General features: G+C 70.2%; 29 protein-coding genes. 17 read left to right on the top strand and 12 right to left on the bottom strand.

All coding sequences use genetic code 11. The annotated features are described in order from the left end of the window. The 3 genes from ACVNF4_RS14030 to ACVNF4_RS14020 all read right to left on the bottom strand — a co-directional run. A partial coding sequence (locus ACVNF4_RS14030; RefSeq protein WP_461803111.1) for a serine/threonine-protein kinase occupies window positions 1-956 on the bottom strand: 956 nt, incomplete at its 3' end. A 107-nt stretch (window positions 957-1,063) separates the two neighbouring features. Continuing rightward, window positions 1,064-1,672 (bottom strand): DinB family protein, encoded by a 609-nt coding sequence (locus tag ACVNF4_RS14025; protein WP_461803110.1) that lies wholly within the window; start codon window positions 1,670-1,672, stop codon window positions 1,064-1,066. 52 nt (window positions 1,673-1,724) lie between these two features. Then, window positions 1,725-2,138 carry a PLD nuclease N-terminal domain-containing protein gene (locus ACVNF4_RS14020; protein ID WP_461803109.1) on the bottom strand — a complete coding sequence of 138 codons (414 nt, stop codon included), beginning with the start codon at window positions 2,136-2,138 and terminating at the stop codon, window positions 1,725-1,727. 173 nt (window positions 2,139-2,311) lie between these two features. Between ACVNF4_RS14020 and ACVNF4_RS14015 the strand changes: the two genes are divergently transcribed. The 9 genes from ACVNF4_RS14015 (at window position 2,312) to ACVNF4_RS13975 (ending at window position 9,596) form a co-directional block, all read left to right on the top strand. Continuing rightward, window positions 2,312-3,763, top strand: coding sequence for a menaquinone biosynthesis decarboxylase (locus tag ACVNF4_RS14015; protein ID WP_461803108.1), 1,452 nt, complete (start codon window positions 2,312-2,314; stop codon window positions 3,761-3,763). Window positions 3,764-3,815: 52 nt separating this feature from the next. Next, window positions 3,816-4,718 carry a menaquinone biosynthesis prenyltransferase MqnP gene (gene mqnP, locus ACVNF4_RS14010; RefSeq protein WP_461803107.1) on the top strand — a complete coding sequence of 301 codons (903 nt, stop codon included), beginning with the start codon at window positions 3,816-3,818 and terminating at the stop codon, window positions 4,716-4,718. A 44-nt stretch (window positions 4,719-4,762) separates the two neighbouring features. Beyond that, the gene (locus tag ACVNF4_RS14005; protein WP_461803106.1) at window positions 4,763-5,335 is read left to right on the top strand and encodes a Uma2 family endonuclease; all 573 of its coding nucleotides are present in this window, start codon (window positions 4,763-4,765) and stop codon (window positions 5,333-5,335) included. A 55-nt stretch (window positions 5,336-5,390) separates the two neighbouring features. Continuing rightward, complete coding sequence (locus tag ACVNF4_RS14000; protein ID WP_461803114.1) at window positions 5,391-6,044, top strand: UbiX family flavin prenyltransferase; 654 nt, start codon at window positions 5,391-5,393, stop codon at window positions 6,042-6,044. A 132-nt stretch (window positions 6,045-6,176) separates the two neighbouring features. Beyond that, complete coding sequence (locus tag ACVNF4_RS13995; protein ID WP_461803105.1) at window positions 6,177-6,632, top strand: Lrp/AsnC family transcriptional regulator; 456 nt, start codon at window positions 6,177-6,179, stop codon at window positions 6,630-6,632. A gap of 85 nt (window positions 6,633-6,717) precedes the next feature. Continuing rightward, window positions 6,718-7,881 (top strand): aminofutalosine synthase MqnE, encoded by a 1,164-nt coding sequence (gene mqnE / locus ACVNF4_RS13990; protein ID WP_461803104.1) that lies wholly within the window; start codon window positions 6,718-6,720, stop codon window positions 7,879-7,881. A gap of 90 nt (window positions 7,882-7,971) precedes the next feature. Next, window positions 7,972-8,496: a GNAT family N-acetyltransferase gene (locus ACVNF4_RS13985; protein WP_461803103.1), complete on the top strand. Its 525-nt coding sequence runs from the start codon at window positions 7,972-7,974 to the stop codon at window positions 8,494-8,496. An 85-nt stretch (window positions 8,497-8,581) separates the two neighbouring features. Continuing rightward, window positions 8,582-8,887 (top strand): DUF4229 domain-containing protein, encoded by a 306-nt coding sequence (locus ACVNF4_RS13980; RefSeq protein WP_461803102.1) that lies wholly within the window; start codon window positions 8,582-8,584, stop codon window positions 8,885-8,887. A 64-nt stretch (window positions 8,888-8,951) separates the two neighbouring features. After that, window positions 8,952-9,596: a TetR/AcrR family transcriptional regulator gene (locus ACVNF4_RS13975; RefSeq protein WP_461803101.1), complete on the top strand. Its 645-nt coding sequence runs from the start codon at window positions 8,952-8,954 to the stop codon at window positions 9,594-9,596. A 443-nt stretch (window positions 9,597-10,039) separates the two neighbouring features. Here ACVNF4_RS13975 and ACVNF4_RS13970 read toward each other — a convergent pair whose 3' ends face one another. Both ACVNF4_RS13970 and ACVNF4_RS13965 read right to left on the bottom strand, forming a co-directional pair. Next, complete coding sequence (locus ACVNF4_RS13970) at window positions 10,040-10,912, bottom strand: MaoC family dehydratase (protein ID WP_461803100.1); 873 nt, start codon at window positions 10,910-10,912, stop codon at window positions 10,040-10,042. Next, entirely contained in the window at window positions 10,912-12,210 is a 1,299-nt protein-coding gene (locus ACVNF4_RS13965) for a 3-oxoacyl-ACP reductase (protein ID WP_461803099.1), read from the bottom strand. Before ACVNF4_RS13965 ends, ACVNF4_RS13970 begins: the two co-directional genes overlap by 1 nt. A 109-nt stretch (window positions 12,211-12,319) precedes the next feature. Here ACVNF4_RS13965 and ACVNF4_RS13960 point away from each other — a divergent pair, with 109 nt between their 5' ends. Together ACVNF4_RS13960 and ACVNF4_RS13955 are read left to right on the top strand one after the other, a co-directional pair. Next, entirely contained in the window at window positions 12,320-13,642 is a 1,323-nt protein-coding gene (locus ACVNF4_RS13960) for an acetyl-CoA C-acetyltransferase (protein WP_461803098.1), read from the top strand. A 208-nt stretch (window positions 13,643-13,850) separates the two neighbouring features. Continuing rightward, window positions 13,851-15,770: an AMP-dependent synthetase/ligase gene (locus tag ACVNF4_RS13955; RefSeq protein ID WP_461803097.1), complete on the top strand. Its 1,920-nt coding sequence runs from the start codon at window positions 13,851-13,853 to the stop codon at window positions 15,768-15,770. Between the two features lie 9 nt (window positions 15,771-15,779). Here the strand turns inward: ACVNF4_RS13955 and ACVNF4_RS13950 are convergent, their stop codons facing one another. Both ACVNF4_RS13950 and ACVNF4_RS13945 read right to left on the bottom strand, forming a co-directional pair. Then, on the bottom strand, window positions 15,780-16,547 hold the full coding sequence (locus ACVNF4_RS13950; protein ID WP_461803096.1) for an SDR family oxidoreductase: 768 nt from the start codon (window positions 16,545-16,547) through the stop codon (window positions 15,780-15,782). Further along, on the bottom strand, window positions 16,544-17,521 hold the full coding sequence (locus tag ACVNF4_RS13945) for an aminoglycoside phosphotransferase family protein (RefSeq protein ID WP_461803095.1): 978 nt from the start codon (window positions 17,519-17,521) through the stop codon (window positions 16,544-16,546). Before ACVNF4_RS13945 ends, ACVNF4_RS13950 begins: the two co-directional genes overlap by 4 nt. A gap of 129 nt (window positions 17,522-17,650) precedes the next feature. Here ACVNF4_RS13945 and ACVNF4_RS13940 point away from each other — a divergent pair, with 129 nt between their 5' ends. Further along, a complete protein-coding gene (locus ACVNF4_RS13940) occupies window positions 17,651-18,178 on the top strand; it encodes a DUF6817 domain-containing protein (protein WP_461803094.1) in 528 nt (175 codons plus the stop codon). On the opposite strand, the gene ACVNF4_RS13935 is transcribed toward ACVNF4_RS13940, so the two are convergent. The 3 genes from ACVNF4_RS13935 to ACVNF4_RS13925 all read right to left on the bottom strand — a co-directional run bounded on the left by ACVNF4_RS13935 (window position 18,179) and on the right by ACVNF4_RS13925 (window position 19,910). Continuing rightward, window positions 18,179-18,823 carry a class I SAM-dependent DNA methyltransferase gene (locus tag ACVNF4_RS13935; RefSeq protein WP_461803093.1) on the bottom strand — a complete coding sequence of 215 codons (645 nt, stop codon included), beginning with the start codon at window positions 18,821-18,823 and terminating at the stop codon, window positions 18,179-18,181. A 68-nt stretch (window positions 18,824-18,891) separates the two neighbouring features. Continuing rightward, window positions 18,892-19,206 (bottom strand): AzlD domain-containing protein, encoded by a 315-nt coding sequence (locus ACVNF4_RS13930; RefSeq protein ID WP_461803092.1) that lies wholly within the window; start codon window positions 19,204-19,206, stop codon window positions 18,892-18,894. Further along, window positions 19,203-19,910, bottom strand: coding sequence for an AzlC family ABC transporter permease (locus tag ACVNF4_RS13925; RefSeq protein ID WP_461803091.1), 708 nt, complete (start codon window positions 19,908-19,910; stop codon window positions 19,203-19,205). Before ACVNF4_RS13925 ends, ACVNF4_RS13930 begins: the two co-directional genes overlap by 4 nt. Before the next feature lie 89 nt (window positions 19,911-19,999). Here ACVNF4_RS13925 and ACVNF4_RS13920 point away from each other — a divergent pair, with 89 nt between their 5' ends. Continuing rightward, window positions 20,000-20,548, top strand: coding sequence for a helix-turn-helix domain-containing protein (locus tag ACVNF4_RS13920; RefSeq protein ID WP_461803113.1), 549 nt, complete (start codon window positions 20,000-20,002; stop codon window positions 20,546-20,548). Window positions 20,549-20,713: 165 nt separating this feature from the next. Here the strand turns inward: ACVNF4_RS13920 and ACVNF4_RS13915 are convergent, their stop codons facing one another. Beyond that, window positions 20,714-20,917 (bottom strand): cold-shock protein, encoded by a 204-nt coding sequence (locus ACVNF4_RS13915; protein WP_003992177.1) that lies wholly within the window; start codon window positions 20,915-20,917, stop codon window positions 20,714-20,716. Between the two features lie 348 nt (window positions 20,918-21,265). Here ACVNF4_RS13915 and ACVNF4_RS13910 point away from each other — a divergent pair, with 348 nt between their 5' ends. Beyond that, complete coding sequence (locus ACVNF4_RS13910; RefSeq protein WP_461803090.1) at window positions 21,266-22,114, top strand: menaquinone biosynthetic enzyme MqnA/MqnD family protein; 849 nt, start codon at window positions 21,266-21,268, stop codon at window positions 22,112-22,114. A gap of 12 nt (window positions 22,115-22,126) precedes the next feature. On the opposite strand, the gene ACVNF4_RS13905 is transcribed toward ACVNF4_RS13910, so the two are convergent. Next, window positions 22,127-23,014, bottom strand: coding sequence for a hypothetical protein (locus tag ACVNF4_RS13905; RefSeq protein WP_461803089.1), 888 nt, complete (start codon window positions 23,012-23,014; stop codon window positions 22,127-22,129). 85 nt (window positions 23,015-23,099) lie between these two features. Between ACVNF4_RS13905 and ACVNF4_RS13900 the strand changes: the two genes are divergently transcribed. From ACVNF4_RS13900 to ACVNF4_RS13890, 3 genes are all read left to right on the top strand, one after another. Then, window positions 23,100-23,885, top strand: a complete 786-nt coding sequence (locus ACVNF4_RS13900) for a prepilin peptidase (RefSeq protein WP_461803088.1) — start codon at window positions 23,100-23,102, stop codon at window positions 23,883-23,885. 69 nt (window positions 23,886-23,954) lie between these two features. Continuing rightward, window positions 23,955-25,169 (top strand): cyclic dehypoxanthinyl futalosine synthase, encoded by a 1,215-nt coding sequence (gene mqnC, locus ACVNF4_RS13895; RefSeq protein WP_461803087.1) that lies wholly within the window; start codon window positions 23,955-23,957, stop codon window positions 25,167-25,169. A 20-nt stretch (window positions 25,170-25,189) separates the two neighbouring features. Then, window positions 25,190-25,333, top strand: a 144-nt coding sequence (locus ACVNF4_RS13890; RefSeq protein WP_461803112.1) for an imidazolonepropionase-like domain-containing protein, incomplete at its 3' end; no start/stop codon positions are given.

Below are 25,333 nucleotides of genomic sequence, written 5' to 3'. Positions count from 1 at the left end.
CGGCGCCGTTTCGGGAGCGCGGGCCACAGGCGGCGGCCCTGCCTCGCCGGTTCCGTCCCGACCACGTGCGTGACGGCGTCGTACGGGATGCCCCGCGGGTCGGTCGGGTCGCCGGGCAGCGGGGCGGGGACGGCGGGCGAGGTGTCCGGGAGGGCCTTGAACAGCTTCTGCAACTCGGGGAGTTGAGGGCGGTCCGCCGGGTCCTTCGCCAGACAGCGCTCGACGATGCTCCGCAGCGGGTCCGCCACGCCGTCCAACGACGGCTCCTCGTGCATGACTTGATACACCGTCAAGTACGGGCTCTCGCCGTCGAACGGACGCGTCCCCGTCGCCGCGTACACCAGCAGCGAGGCCAGCGAGAAGACGTCCGAGGCGGCGGTCACGTCCCGGGGCGAGGTGAACTGCTCCGGGGACATGAAGGGCGGGGTGCCCATCAGGCGGCCGGTGATGGTGAGCGTCTGGTTGTCGGCGGCGCGGGAGATGCCGAAGTCGATGACGCGCGGACCGTCCTCGGCCATCAGGACGTTGCTCGGCTTCAGGTCCCGGTGCACGACCCCGGCGCGGTGGATGTCCCTGAGCGCCTCCGTCAGCCCGAGCGCCAGGACCCTCAACTCCCGCCCACTGAGCGGCCCTTGTTCGGCGACCACCTCGGAGAGCGTGCGCCCCGGCACGTACAGGGTCGCCATCCACGGCACCTCGGCCTCCGGGTCCGCGTCCACCACCGGCGCCGTGAACGCCCCGCTGACCCGCCGCGCCGCCGCGACTTCCTGCCGGAAACGGGCCCGGAACTCGTCGTCCGTCGCGTACTGCGCGTGCACGACCTTCACCGCGACCTGCCGCCCCGACGCCGAGTGCGCCAGGTGCACGACCCCCATGCCGCCGCTGCCGAGCCGGTCGACGAGCGTGTACCCGCCGATGGAGCCGGCGGCCCTGGATTCCTCGCTGCTCGGCGGCATGGACGGTCGCCCTTCCCGAAGATCCTTGTGTCCCTTGGGTGTTGCAGGGACATCAGCCTAGGGGGTGGGGGGTCGGGGGTGGGTGAGGGGAGTGCTCCCCGCCGCCCTCAGCGCCCGTCCGCCTCCCGTGCCGCCCGCTCCAGGCGGTCCCGGTATCCCTCCCACCAACTCGCCTCCCCGTCGGCAAGGTTGGACTTGTCCGGCGCGTATCCTGCCGAGCCGTCGAGGAGTTCGCGGACGATGTCGGCGTGGCCCGCGTGCCGGTTCGTGTCGGCGCTGACCCGGGCCAGGAGGTGGTGCAGGGTGGTCGCCCGGCGCTCCTGCGGCCACCAGGGGACGAGGCCGGTCGAGTCGAGGGGGAGGGCGGCGACCGTCTCGCCGGTGTGGGCCCAGGCCGCGCGGTACAGGCCGACGACGTCCGCGCGGGACTCGTCCGGCGTCGCCCACATGTCCGCGTTCTGCTCGGGGTCGAGGGTGTACCACCAGGGCGGCGGGTCCTCGGTGAAGTAGGGGCGCCCGAACACGTCGCCGAAATAGCCGAGTTCGATGCCCGCGCAGTGCTTGACGAGGCCCAGCAGGTTCGTGCCGGTCGGGGTGAGGGGGCGGCGTACGTCGTACTCGGAGAGGCCTTCGAGCTTCCACAGCAGGGAGTCGCGGGCCTCCTGCAAGTAGCGCAGCAGGTCGGCCTTCGGGTCCGGAACAGTCGTGTCTGCCATGCCGTGGAGCCTGCCACCGGGCACTGACAACGGCCGCGGCGAATACGTGGGTTCAGTCGCCGTCCTTCTTCGGCTCCTCACCCTTCTCGCTGCTCTCCTTGCCCTCCTTGCTCCTCAACTCCTGTTCCCGGCGCCGCAGATCGGCCTCCCACTCTTTGAGGAGCGCCTCGTCCTTCTTGTTCTCCTCCTTGAGGGAGTTCAGGAACTCGGGGTCGTCGTCGGGCGCCACCCACGTCTGGCGGTGGTTGCGGTGCCACTCGGAGGGGGTGCGGCCGCCGGTCGGAGGTGTGCGCACCTTGCCCGTCACGAGCCAGGCGATCGAGCCCGCCAGCGGGAACAGCAGGATGATGAAGACCCAGGCGACCTTCGGCAGATGCCGCACCTCGTCCTCGGGCGTGTTCAGGCAGTCGATGAACGCGAAGATCATCAGAGCCAGCGGAACCAGGAACAACAGCAGTCTGAGCATCGGGCGGGTTCCCCCAGGAAACGGCGTCGGGACCCGGTGGCCCCGGTGACGGGGCCAGGGTAACGGCTGCGGAAAATCCGGCGCAGGGGGCTGGGACACCCATAGGTATTACGGGGACGGGTACGACGGGGCCCTGCGCGGCTCCGCCGGGCGCCTCGGCGATACTGGGACGCATGGCTTACGACGATCTTCGCTCCCTGCTCAGGGCCCTGGAACGCGAGGGCGACCTCAAGCGCGTGAAAGCCGAGGTCGACCCCTATCTGGAGGTCGGGGAGATCGTCGACCGCGTCCAGAAGGCCGGCGGCCCCGCGCTCCTCTTCGAGAACGTCAAGGGCTCGGCGATGCCGCTGGCCATGAACGTCTTCGGCACCGACCGCCGCCTCCTCAAGGCCCTCGGCCTCAAGTCGTACGGGGAGATCTCCGGGAAGATCGGTGGCCTGCTCCGCCCTGAGCTGCCCCAGGGCTTCATCGGGGTACGGGAAGCCTTCGGCAAGCTCGGCGCGATGACCCACGTACCGCCGAAGAAGGTCAAGGAGGCGCCGGTCCAGGAGGTGGTACTCCAGGGTGACGACGTCGACCTCGACCAGCTCCCCGCGCTCTTCACCTGGCCGCAGGACGGCGGCTCCTTCTTCAACCTGGGGCTGACCCACACGAAGGATCCCGAGAGCGGCGTCCGCAACCTCGGTCTCTACCGCCTCCAGCGCCACGACAAGCGCACCATCGGCATGCACTGGCAGATCCACAAGGACAGCCGCAACCACTACCAGGTGGCGGCCCGCAAGGGTGAGAAGCTGCCGGTCGCCATCGCCTTCGGCTGTCCGCCCGCCGTGACGTACGCCTCCACCGCCCCCCTGCCGGGGGACATCGACGAGTACCTCTTCGCGGGGTTCCTCGCGGGCAAGCGGATCGAGATGGTCGACTGCAAGACCGTCCCCCTCCAGGTCCCCGCGAACGCCGAGGTGGTACTTGAGGGCTGGCTCGAACCGGGCGAGATGCTCCCCGAGGGGCCCTTCGGGGACCACACCGGGTTCTACACCCCGCAGGAGCCGTTCCCCGCGCTGACGATCGACTGCGTGACGATGCGCAAGCGGCCGCTGCTCCAGTCCATCGTCGTCGGCCGACCCCCTACCGAGGACGGACCCCTCGGAAGGGCTACGGAGCGGTTCTTCCTCCCCCTGCTGAAGATCATCGTGCCGGACATCGTGGACTACCACCTGCCCGAGGCGGGCGGCTTCCACAACTGCGCGATCGTCTCCATCGACAAGAAGTACCCCAAGCACGCGCAGAAGGTGATGCACGCGATCTGGGGCGCCCACATGATGTCCCTGACGAAGCTGATCGTCGTCGTCGACTCCGACTGCGACGTCCATGACCTGCACGAAGTCGCCTGGCGGGCCCTCGGCAACACGGACTACGCCCGTGACCTCAGCATCGTCGAAGGCCCCGTCGACCACCTCGACCACGCCTCCTACCAGCAGTTCTGGGGCGGCAAGGCCGGGATCGACGCGACGAAGAAGTGGCCCGAGGAGGGGTACACACGGGACGGCGGCTGGCCGGAGATGGTCCTGTCGGACCCGGAGACGGCGGCGACGGTGGACCGGCGCTGGAAGGAGTACGGGCTGTGAGAGCGGAGTACTACGGGGCGGTGGCTCCTGAGAGGGATGCGGGGTACGGGCTGTGAGCGCCTCCGCCGCCGCTGTGCCCCAGCCGGGTCGCACGAGAGCGTTCCTGCGCCTCGTGATGATCGAGCACTCGATCTTCGCGCTGCCCTTCGCGTACATCGCCGCCCTCACCGCGATGTTCCAGCTCGACCGGCACATGCACTGGGGCCGGCTCCTCCTCGTCACGATCTGCATGGTCGGCCTGCGGACGTTCGCGATGGCCGTCAACCGGATCATCGACCGCGAGATCGACGCCCGTAACCCGCGCACCGCGCAGCGCGAGCTGGTCACGGGCGCGATGTCGGTGCGGCACGCGTGGACGGGGGCCCTGATCGCGCTGGTGATCTTCCTGGGCTCGGCGGCGCTGCTGAACCCGCTCTGCCTGGCGCTGGCGCCCGTCGCCGTCATCCCGATGGTGGTATACCCGTACGGCAAAAGGTTCACGAACTACCCGCAGGCCATCCTCGGTCTCGCCCAGGCGATGGGGCCGGTCGGCGGCTGGCTCGCGGTCACCGGCGAGTGGTCCTGGGACGCGGTGATCCTCGGTCTCGCCGTCGGCATCTGGATCGGCGGGTTCGACCTGATCTACGCCTGCCAGGACATCGAGACGGACCGCGAGACCGGCGTCCTCTCCGTCCCCGCCCGCTTCGGCGTCCCCGCCGCCATCTGGTCCGCCCGCGCCTGCCACGCCGTGACCACCGCGCTCCTCGTCTGGTACGCCCTCGCCACCGACGCCGGCGCGTTCTTCTGGCTCGGCCTTCTCGTCGTCGCCGCCGCCTTCGTCTACGAACACCGCATCGTCCGCCCCCACGACCTCACCCGCCTGAGCCGCGCCTTCTTCTCGGTCAACGGGTTCATCGGCATCGCGCTGTTCGTGTGCGCGCTGCTGGATCTGGTGGTGCGGGGGCTGACGGTCTGAGTAGGGTGCGGCCTACCATCGAGTGCAGAGACAGGGAGGCCGACGTGACCATCTCGGAGAGCGACCGGCTGCACTCGCAGCTCGCCCGGTTCGAGGACATGTTCCGCGGATACCGGATGGAGATCGTTGAGGGCAATATCGTGATGAGTCCGCTCAGGCCGTTCCACAACGAGACGATCATGTTGCTGTGGGCCGAGCTTCTGCCTCAGGTCAGCCCGGAATGGGGCTTCATCAGCGATGTGGCGATCCCGTTCAGCCAGGACTTCGAGTTCTGTCCCGACCTCGCGGTCATCCCGCTGACCGAGAAGAATCGCAACCTCACCTCGTACTCGCCTGACCTGATCGAAGTGGCCATCGAGATCGTCTCCCCAGGCAGCGTCCGCAACGACTACGAGATCAAGGACAAGCAGTACGCGGCACGTGGTATCCCGAACTACCTGATCTTCGACCCTCGCACAGGTCACTTGGTGACTCTCTGGAACCCCGGACCGGACGGTTATCAGGGACGAGACACACACCCTTACGGGGGCAAGGTCACTGTGGAGACGAAGATCGGCCCACTCACGGTCGATACCAGCCGCCTTCCCGTCGACCCCGAGGCCCCCGGCCGGTCCTGAGCCTCTCCATGCCCGCCGGTACGCTCGGGGTGTGAACGCAGGAGAATCGCAGCGCGTGCCTTGGATCGTGGGGGTGTCGGGGGCGTCGGGGACGCCGTACGCCGGCGCTGTCCTGCGGGCGTTGCTCGCGGCGGGCGAGAGTGTCGACCTCGTCGTCAGCCGGGCCTCGCGGCTCACCCTGCTGGACGAGACGGGGATCTCGTTCCGGGACGCGCACTGGCGCGAGGACCTGGGGGAGTGGCTCTCGCGAGGGGCGGACGGCAAACCCGGGAGCTACGAGGTGGAGCTGAGCGGCGTCCGGTACTGGTCCGCCGGTGACCTCGCCGCGGGCCCGTCCTCGGGGTCGTACCCCTCCAGAGGGATGATCATCGTGCCCGCCTCCACGGCCTGCGTCGCGGGGGTCGCCCTCGGCCTCTCCAAGGACCTCCTCCAGCGGGCGGCGAGCGTCGTCCTGAAGGAGCGCCGGCCCCTGGTCGTCGCCGTCAGGGAGACCCCGCTGAACGGCCAGACCCTGCGTCACCTCGTCACGCTCGACGACGCCGGCGCGAGCGTGGTCCCCGCCTCGCCCGCGTTCTACTCAGGAGCCACGCACATCCAGGACCTGGTCGACTTCGTCGCCGGCCGGGTACTGGACTCGGCGGGCGTGCCCCACGGCCTCTACCGGCGCTGGAAGGGCGAACTCGGCGCCGGGGGCGCCCCCGCCGACTGAGCGTCGTCCCCGTAATACCCGGCACCGGCCGGCGCCGGAGGTTCTTGGGGGAGCCTTCGGCCCGGCACATTTCAGGAACCCCGCAGATCCCTCCGCGCGCGAGCGGATCTCTCATCGGAAGGCGCTAATCGCATGGACGCGGTGGACAGGCAGCTCATCCAGGCCCTGAGAGAGAACGGCCGGGCCTCCTACGCGGAGCTGGGACGCCTCGTCGGCCTGTCGGGACCCAGCGTCACCGACCGCATCAACCGGCTGGAGGCGGCCGGCGTCATCACCGGCTACCGGGCGACGGTCGACGCCGCCTCCCTCGGCCTCGGTGTCACCGCCCTCATCGGCATCTCCCTCTCCGACGCCGCCGACCACGAGGACGTCGCCCGCCGCATGAAGGACTTCGGCGAGATCGAGGACTGCTGGTTCATCGCCGGCGACGACTCCTTCATGCTCAAGGTCCGCGCGGGCGACGTCGACGGCCTGGAGCGCATCATCCGCCGCCTCTCCGGCACGAAGGGCGTCTCCCGTACCCGTACGACCATCGTCCTGTCCACCAAGTGGGAGAACCGGGTGGGGGATCTCCCCGAGGAGGTCTAGGGGTATTACGGGGTCCACGGGCCCACCGTTCCCCTGACGTGCGGGGGAGTACCTTTGGGGGAGCTGTCGTACGAAAGGTGGAGGCATGGACGTCGGGCTCAAGCGCGAGCTGGAGGAGAAGGTCCGCTCCGGCGAGCGGCTGACCCGCGAGGACGGCATCGCGCTGTACGGCTCGGACGACCTGGCCTGGCTCGGCGGCCTCGCGCACGAGGTGCGGACACGCAAGAACGGTGACGTCGTCCACTTCAACGTCAACCGCCACCTCAACATGACCAACGTGTGCACGGCGTCGTGCGCCTACTGCTCGTTCCAGCGCAAGCCGGGCGAGAAGGACGCGTACACGATGCGCATCGAGGAGGCCGTGCGGCTGGCGAAGGAGATGGAGTCGGAGAACCTCACCGAACTCCACATCGTCAACGGCCTGCACCCCAGCCTCCCCTGGAGGTACTACCCCCGCTCCCTGCGCGAGCTGAAGGCGGCCCTGCCCGGCGTCTCCCTGAAGGCGTTCACGGCGACGGAGATCCACCACTTCGAGACGATCTCCGGCCTGTCCGCATCCGAGATCCTCGACGAACTCATCGACGCGGGGCTGGAGTCGCTGACCGGCGGCGGCGCCGAGATCTTCGACTGGGAGGTCCGGCAGCACATCGTGGACCACCGCACCCACTGGGAGGACTGGTCGCGCATCCACCGCCTGGCGCACGAGAAGGGTCTCAAGACCCCGTGCACCATGCTGTACGGCCACATCGAGGAGCACCGCCACCGCGTGGACCACGTCCTGCGGCTGCGTGAACTCCAGGACGAGACCGGCGGGTTCCAGGTCTTCATCCCGCTGCGCTACCAGCACGACTTCGTCGACGTGAAGGACGGCAAGGTCCGCAACCGCCTCCAGGAGCGCACCCGGATGGCGACCGGCGCCGAGGCCCTGAAGACCTTCGCGGTCTCCCGCCTCCTCTTCGACAACGTCCCCCACGTCAAGGTCTTCTGGGTGATGCACGGCGTCCAGACCGCCCAACTCGCCCTCCAGCACGGCGCGGACGACATGGACGGCTCGGTCGTCGAGTACAAGATCACCCACGACGCCGACAACTACGGCACCCCGAACAAGCTGACCCGCGAGGACCTCCTCGACCTGATCCGCGACGCCGGCTTCCGCCCGGTCGAGCGCAACACCCGCTACGAGATCATCCGCGAGCACGACGGCCCGGACCCCCTGCGCCGGGAGTCACCGCAGCCGATGCGGGTGTGAGCCCTTAGGGGTCGTACGGGTGTGACGGGGTCGTACGGGTGTGACCCAGTAGTCACCCAAGGGCCACCGGGTAAGGATTACGATCCTCCTGTGGCCCTTACCTTCACCTTCGACCCCGCTGTCACCCCCGCCCTCCACGACGGCGTCCTCGACCTCTGGACGGACGTCTCCAACGCGGGCGGAGCCGTCGGTTTCGTCGCCCCCGTCGACCGGGAGGCCGTCCGCCCCGCCCTGCTCAAGCACCTCGCGGAGATGGCGGAGGGCCGGGTCAGGCTGCTGGTCGGGCACGACGAGGAGGGCAGGGTCGCCGCGACCGCCTTCCTGAGCCTCAACACCCATCGCCTGATGGCGCACTGGCTGTGGCTCTACACGGTGATGGTCCACCCCAGCCACCAGGGCAAGGGCTACGGCCACGGCCTGCTCGCCGCCGCCGAGTCCGCCGCCCGCTCCCTCGACGGCATCGAGGCGATCCGCCTCACCTGCCGGGGCGGCCTCGGTCTGGAGCGGTTCTACGGGTCGTACGGGTACAAGGAGGTCGGCCGCGTGCCGGACGCGATCCGGGTAGCGCCGGGGGACGACCGCGACGACATCGTCATGCTGCTGCCCCTCACCTGACCCCCGCCCGACCCCCGTCCAAGATCGCCCGACCGGCGTGGTTGACTGGACGACGGACCTTTTCGAACCGGAAGAGTGGATTGCCATGCTCCGCTACACGCTGATGCGCCTCGGGATCCTCGTGGGCTGCCTCGGGGTCGTCTGGGCGCTCGTCTACTCCGGGATCGTCCCGCGCGGCCTCGGTGACTCCAACGGCATGTGGATCGTGCTGCTCGCGCTGGTGCTCTCCGCGCCGATCAGCTTCGTGGTGCTGCGCAAGGAGCGGGACCGGGCCTCCGAGAACGTCGTCGCGCGCGTGGACCGGATGAAGGCGAACCTGGAGGCCAACCGCGCTCAGGAAGACGTCCAGGCCGACGAGGTGGCGCCCCGCGTCCAGGGGCAGACCTCCTGATTCCGGCCAAGGGCCACGTTCTCCGGGGGAGTTGAACCCCCGGACAGGCCCTAACCTTGGCTCCATGGGTGCCGTGAAGACCAAGCGGATGCCGCGCGCGGTCCGTGAGCAGCAGATGCTGGACGCCGCAGTTCGGACCTTCGGACGCCGGGGCTACATGGCTGCCTCGATGGACGAGATAGCCGAACTCGCGGGCGTCTCCAAGCCGTTGGTGTATCTGTACCTCAACTCGAAGGACGACCTCTTCACCGCGTGCATCCGCCGCGAGGCCGCCGCCCTCGTCGCCGCGATCCGCTCCTCGGTCGACGCGGCGCTCCCCGCCGACCGCCAACTCTGGGACGGGCTGCGGGCGTTCTTCACCCACACCGCCGAGCATCAGGACGCCTGGTCCGTCCTCCACCTCCAGGCCCGCACCCACGGCGAACGCTTCGCCCGCGAAGTCGCCGCGATGCGCGAGGAGATCGTGGCCTTCGTCACCGGCCTCATAGTCGCCGCCGCCCGCTCCGCCCACCGCGACCCCCACCTCCCCGAACGCGAGGTCGCCGGCCTCGCCGAAGCCCTGGTCGGAGCCGCCGAGTCCCTCGCGGTCTGGGCCAACACCACAGACGGCGTCACGGCTCGCGAAGCCGCCACAACCCTGATGAACTTCGCCTGGTCGGGCCTGTCGAACCTGATGACAGGCACCCGCACCTGGTCACCCCCGGACTAACCCCCACCCCACCCGAACTGAAGCCGGCCACACCACCTACGCACCGGCCCCGAGCCGCAAACACCCCGCCCGCCAACTCGGGTGGTTCGGCACGCGAACGACTGCGGGCCCGTCGTGGCCGTTCGCGCCCACGCGGCGGAGCCGCACATCGATACAGCCCCGCGCCCCTAAAAGCCGACTACGCCGCCATACCCACTCACCCCCACTCGCAGCCACGTCCTTTCCCCCGCCCCAACTACGGCCATCCGCGCCGCACCCGCACTCGCCCGCAGCCGCCGTCTCCTCCCGCCACCCAGCTGCGGGCAGTCGTGCTTCCCCCAGTGCCTCAAAGGCCTGGGAGGTACCCCCATGGGGCGGCACGGGTGGGCGCAGCGGCACCCCGCAAGCGCGGGTGAGCGACAACGCCCCCACCCCAGCCCCCACCGAACCCGCACCAGCCCACCTCACCCCCGCCCGGTCAACGCGTCCACCCGCCCACTCACATGCACTCGCCCAGCCACCCCGTCCCGCCCCTTCTCCCGCAACTCGAACCGCCCCCCGCCCGACGCGAACGCCACAACCGACGGCAGCAGCACCGGTGCCCGGAACTCCGCCCGCACCCGCACGGCTGACGGCGTCTCCTGCGCGGCGAGGCAGCGAGCGGCTGTCCACATGCCGTGTGCGATGGCGCGAGGAAACCCGAACAGCCGGGCGGTGAGGGGGTGGAGATGGATCGGGTTGCGATCCCCGGAAGCCGAGGCGTACCGCCGCCCGAGGTCTCCGGCGAGCCGCCACTCGTCAAGCGCAGTCAACGGCACCGGATCTGACAGCGCCTCAGTAACCTTCTCCGGGGCCACTGTTGTCCGGTGCCGAGCGAGATACGTACTCCGCGACTCCCACACAAGGCCCCCCTCGCACCGCAACTCCGTGACGACCGACGCCTCGGTCCCCCGCCGATGCGCCGCCAACGCCGAGACATGCACGCCGAGTTCGTACACCCCACCCGCCGCGAGCGCCTCGTACCTGCTGATCTCGATGGACGTGTGGACCAGCCCGAGCAGCGGCAGCGGAAAGCTCCGCGCGCTCATCAGCCGCATGGCGAGCGGGAACCCGAGGACGTGCGGATAGGTCACCGGCAACGAACCGTCCCCGGCGTCGAACCCGCAGACCCGTTCATACGCGGAGAGCCGCGCGAGATCGACCCGCAGCCCGGGAACGACGAGCCGCTCACGCGCGAACTCGGCGTCGGGACGCGGCCGTTTGACGGGGGAGAGGAGCGCGCCCCGGACGAAGAGCGGGACGAGGGACGGCACGGCGCCCAGGGTCGTCGTCGCCATCAGGCCCCCAGCAGACTCTGGCCGCACACCCGCACGACCTGCCCGTTGACCGCCCCGGACGCGGGGTGCGCGAGCCACGCCGTCGTCTCGGCGACGTCGGCCGGAATCCCGCCCTGCGCAAGGGAGTTCATCCGCCGCCCGGCCTCCCGGATGAACAGCGGCACGGCGGCGGTCATCTTCGTCTCGATGAACCCGGGTGCGACGGCGTTCACGGTCACCCCGTACTCGGCGAGCGCGCGCGGCGCGAACCCCCGGACGAGTCCGGCGATCCCGGCCTTGCTGGCACCGTAGTTGGTCTGCCCCGAGTTCCCCGCGAGTCCGGCGATGGACGCGGTCGCGACGATCCGCCCGCCCGGCCGCAGCGTCCCCTTCCCGAGCAGCGTGTCGGTGGTCCGCAGCACACTCGCGAGGTTCACGTCCAGCACCGAACCCCACCGCTCGGCAGGCATGTTGACCAGCCGCCGGTCCCGGGTGATCCCGGCGTTGTGGATCAACACGTCGAGCCCGTCCGGGAGTTCGCCCGCGATCCGCTCCCCGGCGTCGTCCGCCGTGATGTCCAGCGCCAGCGCCCGCCCACCGATCCGCTCCGCGAGCCGCCGGGCCTCCTCCTCGGCCTGCGGGACATCGAGGACGACGACGTCGGCGCCGTCCCTGGCCAGGGTCTCGGCGACGGCCGCGCCGATGCCCCGCGCGGCGCCGGTGACGAGGGCGGTCCGGCCGGTGAGGGGCGCCCCCCAGTCCCCCGTGTACGCCGCACCGGGGCCCACCTCGACGACCTGCCCGCTGACGTACGCGGACTTCGGCGAGAGCAGGAACCGCAGCGTCGACTCGGCGGTTCCGGCGTCGACCGCCCGCACCAGGTTCACCGTCCGCCCCCGCCCGATCTCCTTGCCGAGCGACCGGGTGAACCCCTCCAACGCCTGCTGCACGGCTGCCTGGTGGTGGTCGTCCGGGTCAAGTGGCGCCCCCAGTACGACGATTCGCCCGCTCGGGGCGACGGACCGGACGACGGGGTGCAGTGCGGCGTGCACCTCGGCGAGCGTCTCGACGTCCCGCACCCCGGTCGCGTCGAGGACGACGGCGGCCGGATCGCCGGAGCCGGCGGCAAGTCCCGTACGGGCGAGGACGGGTGGCAGGTCCAGGGTCGGGGTGCCGGCCGTAAGGTGAACCAAGGTGCCGGTGAGAGACGGGTGTTCGGGCGACCAGCGCTGGAGCGCGGCGGGCTGCGGCAGGCCGAGCCGGCGGGTGAGGAATCGGCCGGGTGCGGTGGCGGTGAAGCTCAGATAGCGGTCGGCCATGGACGTCTCCCCAGTTCTTCCACGTTCTTTCACGGGCCCGGCGAAATTACTTACTCCGGAGTAAGGTTACCTTGGGTAAGTCTAGGTCAAGGGTGAGGAGCAGGTCGAGATGAGTCCCCTGGAGCTGGTGCGCGACGGCGAGTCGAAGCCCCCGGTCGAGCCCCCGCGCGCCCGCCGGGTCGCGGTGATCGGCGGCGCCCGTACCCCCTTCGCACGCTCCGACGGCCCCTACGCGACGGCCTCCAACCAGGAGATGCTGACGGCTGCGGTGAACGGCCTCGCCCTGCGCCACGGCCTCGATGTCCCGGGCGTGGTGGGGGAGTTCGTCGCCGGAGCGGTCCTCAAGCACAGCCGTGACTTCAACCTCGCCCGCGAGACGCTCCTCGGCTCGAAACTGGACCCGCGCACCCCGGCGTACGACATCCAGCAGGCGTGCGGCACGGGGCTCCAGGCGATCATCGCCGCCGCGAACAAGATCGCCCTCGGGCAGACGGACTCCGCCGTCGCGGGCGGCGTCGACACCGCGAGCGACGCCCCGCTCGGCGTCAACGACGACCTGCGCCGCATCCTGCTGGAGGTCCGCCGCGCCAGATCGACGGGCGCCCGCCTCAAGGCCCTCGCGAAGATCCGCCCCGGCCACCTGGTCCCCGACATCCCGCGCAACTCCGAGCCCCGCACCGGCCTTTCGATGGGTGAGCACGCGGCGGTGACCGCCCGCGCCTGGGGCATCTCCCGTGCGGAACAGGACGAGTTGGCGGCGACGAGCCACCAACGCCTCGCGGAGGCCTACGAGAGCGGCTTCTTCACCGACCTCGTCGTCCCGTTCCGGGGCCTCAAGCAGGACCAGAACCTGCGCCCCGACTCGACCGTCGAGAAACTCGCCGCCCTGAAGCCGGTGTTCGGCACCGACGGCCCCGACCCCACGATGACGGCGGGCAATTCGACGCCGCTCACGGACGGCGCCGCCGTCGTGCTCCTCGCCTCCGAAGAGTGGGCACAGATGCGGGGGCTGGAGCCGATGGCGTACCTGACGGCGTACGAGACGGCGGCCGTGGACTTCGTGCGCGGTGATGTGGCGGGCGGCGAGGACGGGCTGCTGATGGCGCCCGCGTACGCCGTGCCGCGCATGCTGGAGCGAACCGGCCTGGACATGGGGGACTTCGACTTCGTCGAGATCCACGAGGCGTTCGCCTCACAGGTGTTGGCCACGCTGGCCGCCTGGGAGAAGCAGGGGCTCGCGCCGGTCGACCGCGAGCGGCTCAACGTCACCGGCTCGTCCCTGGCGACCGGTCACCCCTTCGCGGCGACGGGCGCCCGGATCGTCGCGACGCTGGCCAAGCTGCTCGCCGAACGGGACGCCCCCGGGCGGGGGTTGATCTCGATCTGCGCCGCCGGGGGACAGGGGGTGACCGCCGTGCTGGAGCGAATGTGACACTTCCTCATATATCCTCGATACTGCACAGCCCCACCCCCGGACCATCTCCCGATCCTCACAGGCCCCCCACGACAGCACCGTACGATCGCTTGCCGAACCGCTGGTAACCACTGTCCCCGAGGCTCCAAGGCTGAACGCCTCGGCACACCAGGCACGTACGTCTTGCAGCAAGCAGTTACTCCGCTGCACGCCCAGGGAGCCGCCTGTGTCCACCCCGTACCCCACTTCGGCCGACTACGCCGACGGCACTCCCCCCGCCCTCGTCGAGCCCGAGGTGCGGCGGCTCGACGGAGTCGTCCGCGAGGCGGCCGTACCGGCGTTCGCACCGACCGTCACCCACGGCTCCCTCGCGGAACTCCCGTACGACAACGCGGCGGTGGCACCCGACAGGGTCGTCCTCAGCCGACGGGACGCCGAGGGGCAGTGGAGCGACGTGACGGCGGCACAGTTCGCCGCCCAGGTGCACGCCGTCGCCAAGGGGTTCATCGCCGAGGGCCTCGTACCCGGGGACCGGGTCGCCATCATGGCCCGTACGACCTACGAGTGGACGCTCCTCGACTTCGGCGCCTGGGCGGCCGGCCTCGTCACCGTCCCCGTCTACCCGACCTCCTCCGTCTTCCAGGTGCGCTGGATCCTCCAGGACTCCGGCGCCGTCGCCCTCGTCACCGAGACCCTCGGCCAGGCCGCCGCGATCGGCCCCGAGCGCGACCGGCTGCCCGACCTGCGGCACATCTGGGTCATGGAGAAGGGCCACGTCGACCGGCTCGCGGAAGCCGGCGTGCACGTCCCGGACGCCGAGGTGGAGATCCGCAGGGGGATGCTCACCCCGGACACCCTGTGCACCCTGATCTACACCTCGGGTACTACGGGTAGGCCCAAGGGCTGCGCCCTCACCCACGGCAATTTCTTCGCCGAGGTGGACAACGCGATCGAGCTTCTCCACCCCGTCTTCAAGGCGCAGGGCATCGAGGTCTCCGTCCTCCTCTTCCTGCCGATGTCCCACGTCTTCGGCCGGATGGTCGCCATCGCCGCCATCCGCGCCCGGGTCCGCCTCGGCCACGCGCCGAGCATCAAGTCCGAACACCTTCTTCCGGACCTCGCCGCGTTCAAGCCGACCTGTCTGCTCGCCATCCCCTACATGCTGGAGAAGGTCTTCAACGTGGCACGGGCGCGCGCCGAGGCGGGCGGCCGGGTCACCTCCTTCGACCGGGCCGTCTCGGTCGCCCGCCGCTACGGCGAGGCCGTCGAGGCGCAGAAGACCGGCACCGGCCCCGGCCCAGGCGCAGCCCTGCGCACCGCCCGCACCTTCTACGACCCACTCGTCTACCGCCGGATCCGGGGCGCCATGGGCGGCAAGGTCCGGCACGCCATCTGCGGGGGCTCCCCGCTCGGCCGCCGCCTGTCCTCCTTCTACCTCGGCGCCGGCATCGAGATCTACGAGGGCTACGGCCTCACCGAGACGACCGGCGCGACGACGTGCACCCCACCCCTCAAACCCCGTCTGGGCACGGTCGGTTGGCCCATGCCAGGCACCCGCATCCGGATCGCGGCGGACGGCGAGATCCTCATCGCCGGTGACCACGTCCTGCGCGGCTACTGGGACCCCGCCGCCGGAGGTGTCGTCCCCGCGGCGCCCGACGGCTGGCTGGCGACCGGCGACATAGGGGAGTTGGACGACGAGGGCTACCTCACGATCACCGGCCGCAAGAAGGAAATGATCATCACGGCGGGCGGAAAGAGCGTCGCCCCGGCCCCACTTGAGGACTGGCTCCGCTCCCACCCCCTGATCTCCCAGTGCATGGTCCTCGGCGACGGCCGCCCCTACGTCTCCGCCCTCATCACCCTCGACCCCGAAGGCGTCACCCACTGGCGCCGGATGAACGGCAAGCACCCCGTCCCCATCGAACTCCTCCTCGGGGACGAAGAGTTGGAGTCCGTCGTGCAACGCGCCGTCGACGAGGCCAACAAGCTGGTCTCCCGCCCGGAGTCCATCCGCAGGTTCGTCGTCCTGCCGGGCGACTTCACCGAGGCGGCGGGGCACTTGACGCCGTCGATGAAACTCCGGCGGGAGGCGATCCTGCGGGACTTCTCCGAGGTCGTGGAGGGGCTGTACACAGCGCACTGAGCCCAGCGGCTACGACGCGAACCCGCCGTTGCTCATCAGGAGTTGGCCGTTGATCCACTGCCCCTGAGGTGAGCAGAGGAAGTCGATCAGGTGGGCGGTGTCCTGCGGAGTGCCCAGCCGGTTCAAGGGAGTTCGGCCCAGGGCCATGGCGCGGACCTCGTCGTCCATCCAACCGTTGTCCACCGGGCCGGGGTTGACGACGTTCGCGGTGATCCCGAGGTGCGCCAGCTCGTGCGCGGCGGCCTGCGTGATGCGGTCCAAGGCGCCCTTGCTCGCCCCGTAGGGGAGGTTGTGCACGGTGTGGTCGCTGGTCAGAGCGACGATCCGGCCCGTGCCGTACGGGGCGGCGAACCGTCGTCCGAACTCCCGGATCAGCAGCCAACTCGCCCTGGAATTCACCGCGAAGTGCCGGTCGAAGCTCTCCACGCTCGTGTCGAGGATGCCCGAGTCGACGCTCTCGCAGTGACACATCACCAACGCGGTGACCGGGCCGAGCCGCTCCTCGACCTCGTCGAAGATCCACGCCGGGGCCTCGGGGTCGGCGAGGTCCGCCGCCACCGCGTGCACGGCCGCACCGCGTTCCACGAGCCCGGCCGTGATCGCCTCGGTGGCGCCGGACTCCCGGCCCCAGGTCATGCGGTCGTCGTACGCCGTCCAGTACGTGAACGCGATGTCCCAGCCGGACGAGGCGAGTTGAGCCGCGATGCCCGCGCCGATGCCGACGGTCCGGCCGACTCCGGTGAGCAGGGCGAGCGGGCGCGCGGGTGTGGTCGTCATGGTCGGTGATGCTCGGGCAGCTCACGCGCCGCCGCAAACGCTTTTCCGTCGGTCAGCAGTCCCGCCAACTCCTCTGCGAACAGGGTGAGCCGGTCCAGCTCCGGCCCGCCCCTCGCCACCCGGAACCCGTGCCGCCTCGACCAGAACGCGGCCTGCACGGCGTGCAGTTGGGCCCAGCGGCGCAGCCTCTCCCGCTCGATCCCGGCGGCCTCCCCGAAGACGTCCACCACCCGCGACGCCGCGACCAGCAGATCCGGCGCGGCCAGCAGCGAGAACGCCCGCGTCTTCAGGAAGTTCGCCCCGTCGTACCCCGGGTCCCCCACATACCCCTTCGGATCCACCGCGAGCCACGGCTCCCGCCCGGCGCGCAGGATGTTCCTGGCGTGCAGATCTCCATGGACGAGGGTGCCGGGCTGACGGCGCCCGAGGTCCCGGATCGTCTCGTGAGCGAAGTCGAGCACCCGGTCCGGCATGCCGTGCGCCAACTCGGCGGCATCCAAGTCGAGTTGGGCCGCCCACTCGTCCGCCCGATCACTGAGCCGAGGCAACTGCCCCGGCGCGGGAACGGCAAGCCGCCGACTGATCTCCCCGGCAACCGAGGCGATCACATCCTCATCGCGCTCCACGTCCCCCAACGTCGCCGCCTCGACCCGCTCAAGCAGCATCGCGAACCGCGCGTCGTCCCGCTCGTACAGCAGCACGGCCCCCTTCCCGCCCCAGGCGGCGAAGGCATCCGGCTCATGGGCATTGCCCGGATGCGGAAAGGAGACCTTCACAACCGCCGCCGACCGGTCCTCCCGTACTACGGGTACGACGATCCCGACCCCGCCGTGCGTCAGCTCACCGTCCTGCACACAGCCCCACTGCCCCAGCAACTCACCGACGATCCCCGGCAGTTCGGCAAGCCAACACTCACCGGCCTCCCCCTCACGGTCGACGGTGGTCCGGACGAAGGTTTCAGGCACCTCGATCATCCGGGCACTCTAGTGCGGCACTTCGCCCTGCTGCGCGCCGTGCCTGTTCCCGCCCGCGTGTCCACGGGCTACCGTCGGCCACAGCCTCACCTCCCGTTCCACGACCCGTCCCGGCAAGGAGGGCCACCGATGAGCAAGGACGAACTGACCGCCGCGCTGACCGAGTTGGGGGCCGCCACCACCCCGCACCCCGGCGGCACCCTCCTCACCCACCTCCACCGCGTCCACGACCTCCTCGCCTCGTGGAACGCCCGAGAGGCCCTCCGGCTCGCGGGCCTGGCCCACGCGTTCTACGGCACCGACGGCTTCCCCCACCCCCTGTTCCCGCCGGACCGCCGCACCGAACTCGTCGACCTGGCCGGTGCCGAGACGGAAGCCGTCGTCCACCTCTACGCGAGCTGCGACCGCGCGGCCACCTATCCGCACCTGACCGGGCCGGGGTCCCCGTTCCACGACCGGTTCACCGGACGGACCCTGTACCCCGACCGCCAACGCCTGAGCGACTTCGTGGAGTTGACGGTCGCCAACGAACTCGACCTCGCGATGCACGACGTGGCGTTCCGGGAGAAGTGGGGGCCGGAGCTGCTGGTTCTCTTCCCCCGGTTCAAGTCGCTGCTCAGCGAGGAGTGTTGGAGTGAGGTGCGCTCGGTGCTGTGATCACTCGGCGATGTCCGTGCGGTGGGCGATCAAGAACGCGTGCGGAGTCTTCTCGTCGCTCCTGGCCTCGCGGACCGTCCGGGACAGCATCGTGAAGCCGGTCTTCTTGAGGAGGTCCTCCATGAACTCCGGCCGCCGGCGCAGGAAGTCGAGGGAGACGGGGTGTCCCCAGGGCTGGTCGTGGCGGCGGGATTCGTCGCCGACCTGGAAGGCGAGGAGGAGGTGACCGCCGGGTGCGAGGACGCGATGGAAGCCGGCGAAGAGGCGGGGGAGTTCGGCGGCGGGTGTGTGGATGGAGGAGTACCAGCACATGACGCCGTCCAAGGAGCCGTCCTCGAAGGGGAGGTCGAACATCGAGCCGTGGTGGAAGGGGATCTCGGGGTTCTCGCGGCGGGCCACCGCCAGCATCGACTCCGACAGGTCGAGCCCGGTCATGTCGAGCCCGAGCCGGGACAGGTGCCCCGCCGACCGCCCGGGACCGCACCCGAGATCGGCCACCTTCCCACCCTCACCGACGAGTTCGGCGTACAGCCCGAGCACGGCCCGCTCCAAGGGCCGGTCGGCGAGTTCGTTCCGGAACAGCTCCGAGTAGTCCTCGGCGACGGCGTCGTAGAAAGTACGGGTGGTGTCGAGGAAGTCAGTCATGACCGGGGACCCTAACGGGAGCCACTGACAACGCCTGTGACCGCCGGCCGCCCCGCGTCGACGTCCCCTCACCCGATCCCCACCCCCCGTAGTACCGCAGCGGTACCCGCCGCCCCCAGCACCACCACCACGAACGGCGCCCGTCGCCACGCCAGCCCGACCCCGACCAGTACCCCCACAGGACGAGCCCACCCGGAGAACCCTCCACCCTCGGTCACCGCCCCCGTGACCAGCATCGCCACCAGCAGGACGACCGCTCCGGCGGACAGCATCCCCTGGACCCGCGCGGAAAGCGTCACCCGGCCGTGCAGAAGCGGCCCGGTCAGCCGGAAGGCGTACGTCCCGAGAACCAGGAGGAGGACGGCGGTGACGGTCGGACTCATGGGGTCACCTCAGGGTCGTACGGGGTGGAGGCGGCGGGGTCGTACAGGAACAGCCCCAGGAGGGCGACGAGGACGGGGATGCCCGTCGGCAGGAGCGGGACCGCGACGAGGGCGAGCACCGCACCGAGCGCGACCGGACCCCGGACCCGGGGGTCCGCACGGAGAGCGGGCAGCACGAGCGCGGCCAGGATCGCCGGAAACGCGGCGTCGAGACCGAAGCGGTCGGTGTCCCCGAGTGCCTGTCCAGCCAGCGCGCCGACGAGGACGGCGGTGTTCCACACGGCGAACAGGGCGAGCCCCGACGTCCAGAACGCGGCCCGGCGCCGGGCCGCCCCGGACTGCGCGAGGGTGAAGGCGACGGTCTCGTCCGTGACGAGGTGGGCACCGAGCAGCCGGGTGAGCGGGCGCCGTCCGATGTCCTCGGCGACGGCCAGACTGTAGGCGGCGGTACGGGTGTTGAGGACCAGCCCGGCCGCGGCGGCGGCCAGCGGACCGCCCCCGGCGATCAGTACACCGACCGCGCTGAACTGGGCCGATCCCGCGTAGACGACCAGTGACATAACCACCGGCACCCAGACCGGCAGGCCGCCCGTCACGGCGATCGCACCGAAGGAGACCCCGACGACCCCGCTGGCCAGACAGACGAGGAACACGTCACGGAGCAGACCGGACCCTCTCAGGGGTGTTCGACATGGCAAACGCATGTTCTCTAAAATGAACGCAAGGGATGTCGTTCGTCAAGGCGAACGGTCGTACTGGTGCAGCGAACGGAGTGGGAGTGGTGGAATCCGGCGTGAGTGAACCCCTCGAATGGCTCGCGGCCTCGCTGAAGCGGGAGCGCGCCCGGACCGGCCTGTCCCTGTCCGAGCTGGCCAAACGCGCCGGCATCGCGAAATCCACCCTGTCCCAGCTGGAGTCGGCCAGCGGCAACCCGGGAATGGAGACGATCTGGGCGCTCGCGGTCGCGCTCGGCGTACCGTTCAGCGCGCTGGTCGAACCGCCGACGGCACCGGTCCAGGTCATCCGCGCGGGGGACGGCCCCAAAGTGCACTCGGAACAGTCGAGTTATCTCGCGACGCTGTTGTCCGCGAGCCCGCCCGGAGCACGCCGGGACATTTACTACGTATGGCTGGAACCGGGCACCGTCCGGGAATCCGAACCGCATATTCCAGGGACCGTCGAACACATCGTGGTGACCGAGGGAAGGGTGAAAGCGGGGCCGCGTGGGGAGGGCGTGGACGTCGGTCCGGGAGATTACCTGTCGTATCGCGGAGATGTGCCGCACACGTACGAGGCGATGGCGGCCGGAACGAAGTTCGTGCTCGTCATGCAGCACACGTGAACGGAAAATGAATTCGACGCCGCGACGGTCGACCGGAAGAAAGACGCTCGCGGGAATAGGCGCCGGAGGAAAAGGCAGGAGCCCCGTCGCCGGAAGGCGCGGGGCTCCTTGGGTGGTGCTCTCAGACTGCGATCACGCTGCCGGTTCCGGCAGTCGCCCGGACGATCAGACCGGGGTGACGTTCTCCGCCTGCGGGCCCTTCGGGCCCTGGGTCACGTCGAAGGAGACCTGCTGGTTCTCCTCCAGGGAACGGAAACCCGAGGCGTTGATCGCGGAGTAGTGGACGAAGACGTCGGGGCCGCCGCCTTCTTGGGCGATGAAACCAAAGCCCTTTTCGGCGTTGAACCACTTCACGGTTCCGGTAGCCATAAGCCCTCCTTGGGCTCAAAGGGTCGCCCTGCTCCAGAACCTGCAAGTGTGAAAACAGTGCTGCACAACTGCAAACTTCCGAAAACGTCGAGAGCCCGCGGTCACATGCTCCGCAGGCTCTGTACTGCAAGGGAAACCAAACTGCAACTTGCGGCGAGCCTAGCACGCAGGCAGCCGAAAGCGATAGAGGTCAAGATCACGTCACTCGGAGGTTTGAAACGGCCGAGTAAGGGTTGACGCCGGGGTGGGGCGTGGACGGATCGGAGAGCTTCCTGATACCCGTAAGACCCTGGGGGGATGGTGGGGGGTGACTCCGCACCCTACCCGACTGGGGTCTAGCCTCGCGATGTGGACAATTCTCGCACCCGGCCGCGTGTCGGCCACATCCAGTTCCTCAACTGCCTGCCCCTCTACTGGGGGCTCGCGAGAACGGGCACGCTGCTCGATCTTGAGCTGACCAAGGACACCCCGGAGAAGCTCAGCGAGCGGCTCGTGCGGGGGGACCTCGACATCGGGCCGATCACCCTCGTCGAGTTCCTGCGCAACGCCGACGACCTGGTCGCCTTCCCGGACATCGCGGTCGGCTGCGACGGGCCCGTCATGTCCTGCGTGATCGTCTCGCAGGTCCCCCTCGACCAGTTGGACGGCGCACGCGTCGCCCTCGGCTCGACCTCCCGCACCTCCGTCCGGCTCGCCCAGCTCCTGCTCGCCGACCGGTTCGGCGTCACCCCCGAGTACTACACCTGCCCCCCCGACCTGAGTCTGATGATGCAGGAGGCCGAGGCCGCCGTCCTCATCGGTGACGCCGCCCTGCGGGCCAACCTCCTCGACGGGCCGCGCTACGGACTCCAGGTCCACGACCTCGGCGCCCTCTGGAAGGAGTGGACCGGGCTCCCCTTCGTCTTCGCCGTCTGGGCCGCCCGCCGCGACTACCTCGACCGCGAGCCCGAACTCACCCGCGAGGTCCACCGCGCCTTCCTTTCCTCCCGCAACCTCTCCCTCGACGAGGTCGGCAAGGTCGCCGAACAGGCCGCCCGCTGGGAGGAGTTCGACGAGGAGATCCTCCAGCAGTACTTCACGACCCTCGACTTCAGCCTCGGCGCACCCCAGTTGGCGGCCGTCGCGGAGTTCGCCCGCAGGGTGGGGCCGACCACCGGGTTCCCGGCGGACGTGAAGGTGGACCTGCTGCGGCCGTAGGGGGTACGGGGCTCAGCGCCGCCCCAGCCACTGCTCCTCGTCCAGCAGCTTCCGCAGCCGCGGGGAGAGTTCGGGAACGACGGCGCCCGCGGCCTGCGCCCTGGCGACCGTCTCGACATAGGCCAGCGCCTCTTCGCGGAGCCGCTCCTTCTCCTTGCCCTGCCTGCTCCCGGCCAGCCAGACCCGGACGGCGAGGGGGACGAGGACCAGCCCGAGGTACCCGAGGGGCACGCCCTCCCACCAGCCGTAGGCCGCACCGATCAGCCCGGCGACGACGAGGAGGCAGCCGGCCTCGTCGTGCCGGCCACCCCGGCCGGCGATCTCCTCGTACGCGGCGACGGAGTCAGGTGGCGGGGGGACGGAGGCCGGTACCGGGGGGACCTCGGGGGTATTACGGGTATCACCCGCCCTCGGCCGGTACACCGGCACCGGAACCGCCGGCCTCGTCCCCCCGTACCCCGAGCGTCCCTCCAGCCACGCCGGTACGTGCGTCACCGGCAGGCCGCGTGAGCGGGCCACCCCGAGGACGTGCCGGTAGCCGATCAGGGCCGGATGCTCCAACTCCCGCTTCCAGCGGGCGTGGACGGAGATCAGGAGGCCGATGCCGACGGTGAGGACCGGGACGGCGGGACCGTAGGCGAGGACGGGCTCGTCGGCGAACGCGGGAACCTCCGGACCGACGACCGGCCACACCACGCCGACCAGCAGCGCGAGCCCGCCGAACCGGACCAGCGGGCCCCGCCGGCTCCAGTGCAGGGCATCCCGCCGCTCGTCGAACATCGCGGTCACGGCCCGGTCGTCCAGGTAGTCCACGCCGTACTGCGCGCTGATCGTCCGCACCGACGCGAGCACCGTCGGCTCCGTGGCCAGCGTCGCCCCGCTGATCGGAAGGAGGTCCATCTCGGGATCATGACACGGGTGCCGAAGGGCTCTCCCGGGAGGAGCGCGGGGGAGTCACGGCCGGACGGTGGGGCAGTATCGGTCCGTGACGACCGAGCTGTGGGCGATCGCCGCCGGGGCGGCGGGGTGGGGCGCCGCGACGGGTGCGCTGCTGCCCCGGGCCGTGTACCGGTTCTCCGTACCTCTGGAGGACGACCCCGAGGACGAGGACGAGGACGACCCCGAGGACGAGGACGAGGGCTGGCGTCGGGAGTGCCCTGCGGGTCATCCCCTACGGGGCTGGCTCGGCCCGGCCCGCTGCGAACCGTGCGGCAAGCGGAACGCCGTCCCCTACGGTCACCCCCGTACCCCTTACGCGGTACTCACCGCCCTCCTCGCCACCACCCTCGCCCTGACCACCGGCCCCCACCCCGAACTCGCCGTCTGGCTGCTGCTCCTGCCCGCCTGGGTGGTACTGGCGTCGGTGGACGTACAGGTACGACGCCTCCCGGACCCGCTGACGCTCGGACTCGGCGTCACCGCACCCCTGTTGCTGGGAGCGGCAGCGCTGGTCCCGGGGCACACGGGCGCGTGGCCGACCGCACTGCTCGGCGCCGTCGTCCTCGGAGCCGCGGTCCTGGTGCTCCACCTGCTGAACCCGGAGGGCATGGGGTACGGGGACGCGAAGCTCGCGGTCGGACTCGGGGCCGTACTCGGGTGGTACGGGTGGAACACCCTCCTCCTCGGCGCCTTCACCGGGTTCGCGCTCGGCGCGTTGTACGGGGGCGCCCTGGCCGTCGTCCGCAGGTCCCGGGCGACGACGATCGCGTTCGGGCCGTTCCTGATCGCCGGGGCGGTACTAGGGGTACTGGCAGGGGCGTGGACGGCCTGAAGCGAGCCCCGTAGTACCGCTGGCGTAGGCTGGCCCGGTCCGTCCACAACCCTTACGAAAGGGACGCCGGTGACCGAGAAGGCCGACCTCACTTCCTTTGATGTCACAGCCGTCCTCGACCGTGCGGCAGCCGGTGGGCGGATCACCCCGCAGGAGGCTCTCGTCCTCTACCGGGACGCCCCGCTGCACGCGCTGGGCGCCACCGCCGACGCCGTACGCCGCAAGAGGTACGCCGGTACCGAGCACATCGCGACGTACATCATCGAGCGGAACATCAACTACACGAACGTGTGCGTCACGGCGTGCAAGTTCTGCGCCTTCTACGCCCCGCCCAAGGACAAGGACAAGGGCTGGACGCGCGACCTCGACGACATCCTCCGCCGGTGCGCGGAGACCGTCGAACTCGGCGGGACGCAGATCATGTTCCAGGGCGGCCACCACCCGGACTACGGGGTGGAGTACTACGAGAAGCACTTCAAGGCGATCAAGGACGCGTTCCCGCAGCTCGTGATCCACTCGCTGGGCGCCTCCGAGGTCGAGCACATGGCCCGGATCTCTGGCGTCTCCGTCGAGGAGGCCATCACCCGTATCCACGCAGCCGGTCTCGACTCCTTCGCGGGCGCCGGCGCGGAGCTGCTGCCCGAGCGCCCCCGCAAGGCGATCGCGCCCCTGAAGGAGTCCGGGGAGCGCTGGCTGGAGATCATGGAGACGGCGCACAACCTGGGCGTCGAGTCCACCTCGACGATGCTGATGGGCACCGGCGAGACCAACGCCGAACGCATCGAGCACCTGCGGATGATCCGTGACGTCCAGGACCGCACGGGCGGCTTCCGGGCCTTCATCCCGTACCTCTACCAGCCGATGAACAACCACCTGAAGGGCCGCACCCAGGCCACGATCTTCGAGTACCTGCGGATGATCGCGATCTCCCGGATCTTCATGGACAACATCGCGCACATCCAGGGCTCTTGGCTCACCACCGGCCAGGACGCGGGCCAACTGACCCTGCACTACGGGGCGGACGACCTCGGCTCGGTCATGCTGGAGGAGAACGTCGTCTCGGCGGCCGGTGCCAAGCACCGCTCCAACCTCCAGGAAATGATCGACATGATCCGCACCGCGGGCCGTGTCCCCGCCCAACGCTCCACCACGTACGAGCACTTGGTCGTCCACACCGACCCGGCGAACGACCCCGTCGACCAGCGCGTGATGTCGCACATCTCGTCCACGGCGATCGAAGGCGGCACCGCCCACCCCGAGTTGAAGCTCCTGGCCTCCAACTAGCCCCGGAGCGCGGACCAGTTGTGCTGACGATCCACACCGCCCCCCTGCTGCTGCCGGTGGGCACGGCCCCCGTCGAAGACGGCGCGGTGGCGGTGGCCGGCGACCGGATCGCGGCCTTCGGGCCGTACGACGACGTCGCCGCCGCGGCTCCGGGCGCCCGCGTA

This window comes from Streptomyces sp. S6, assembly GCF_054880855.1.
This window is presented reverse-complemented; position numbering and strand designations above follow the sequence as displayed.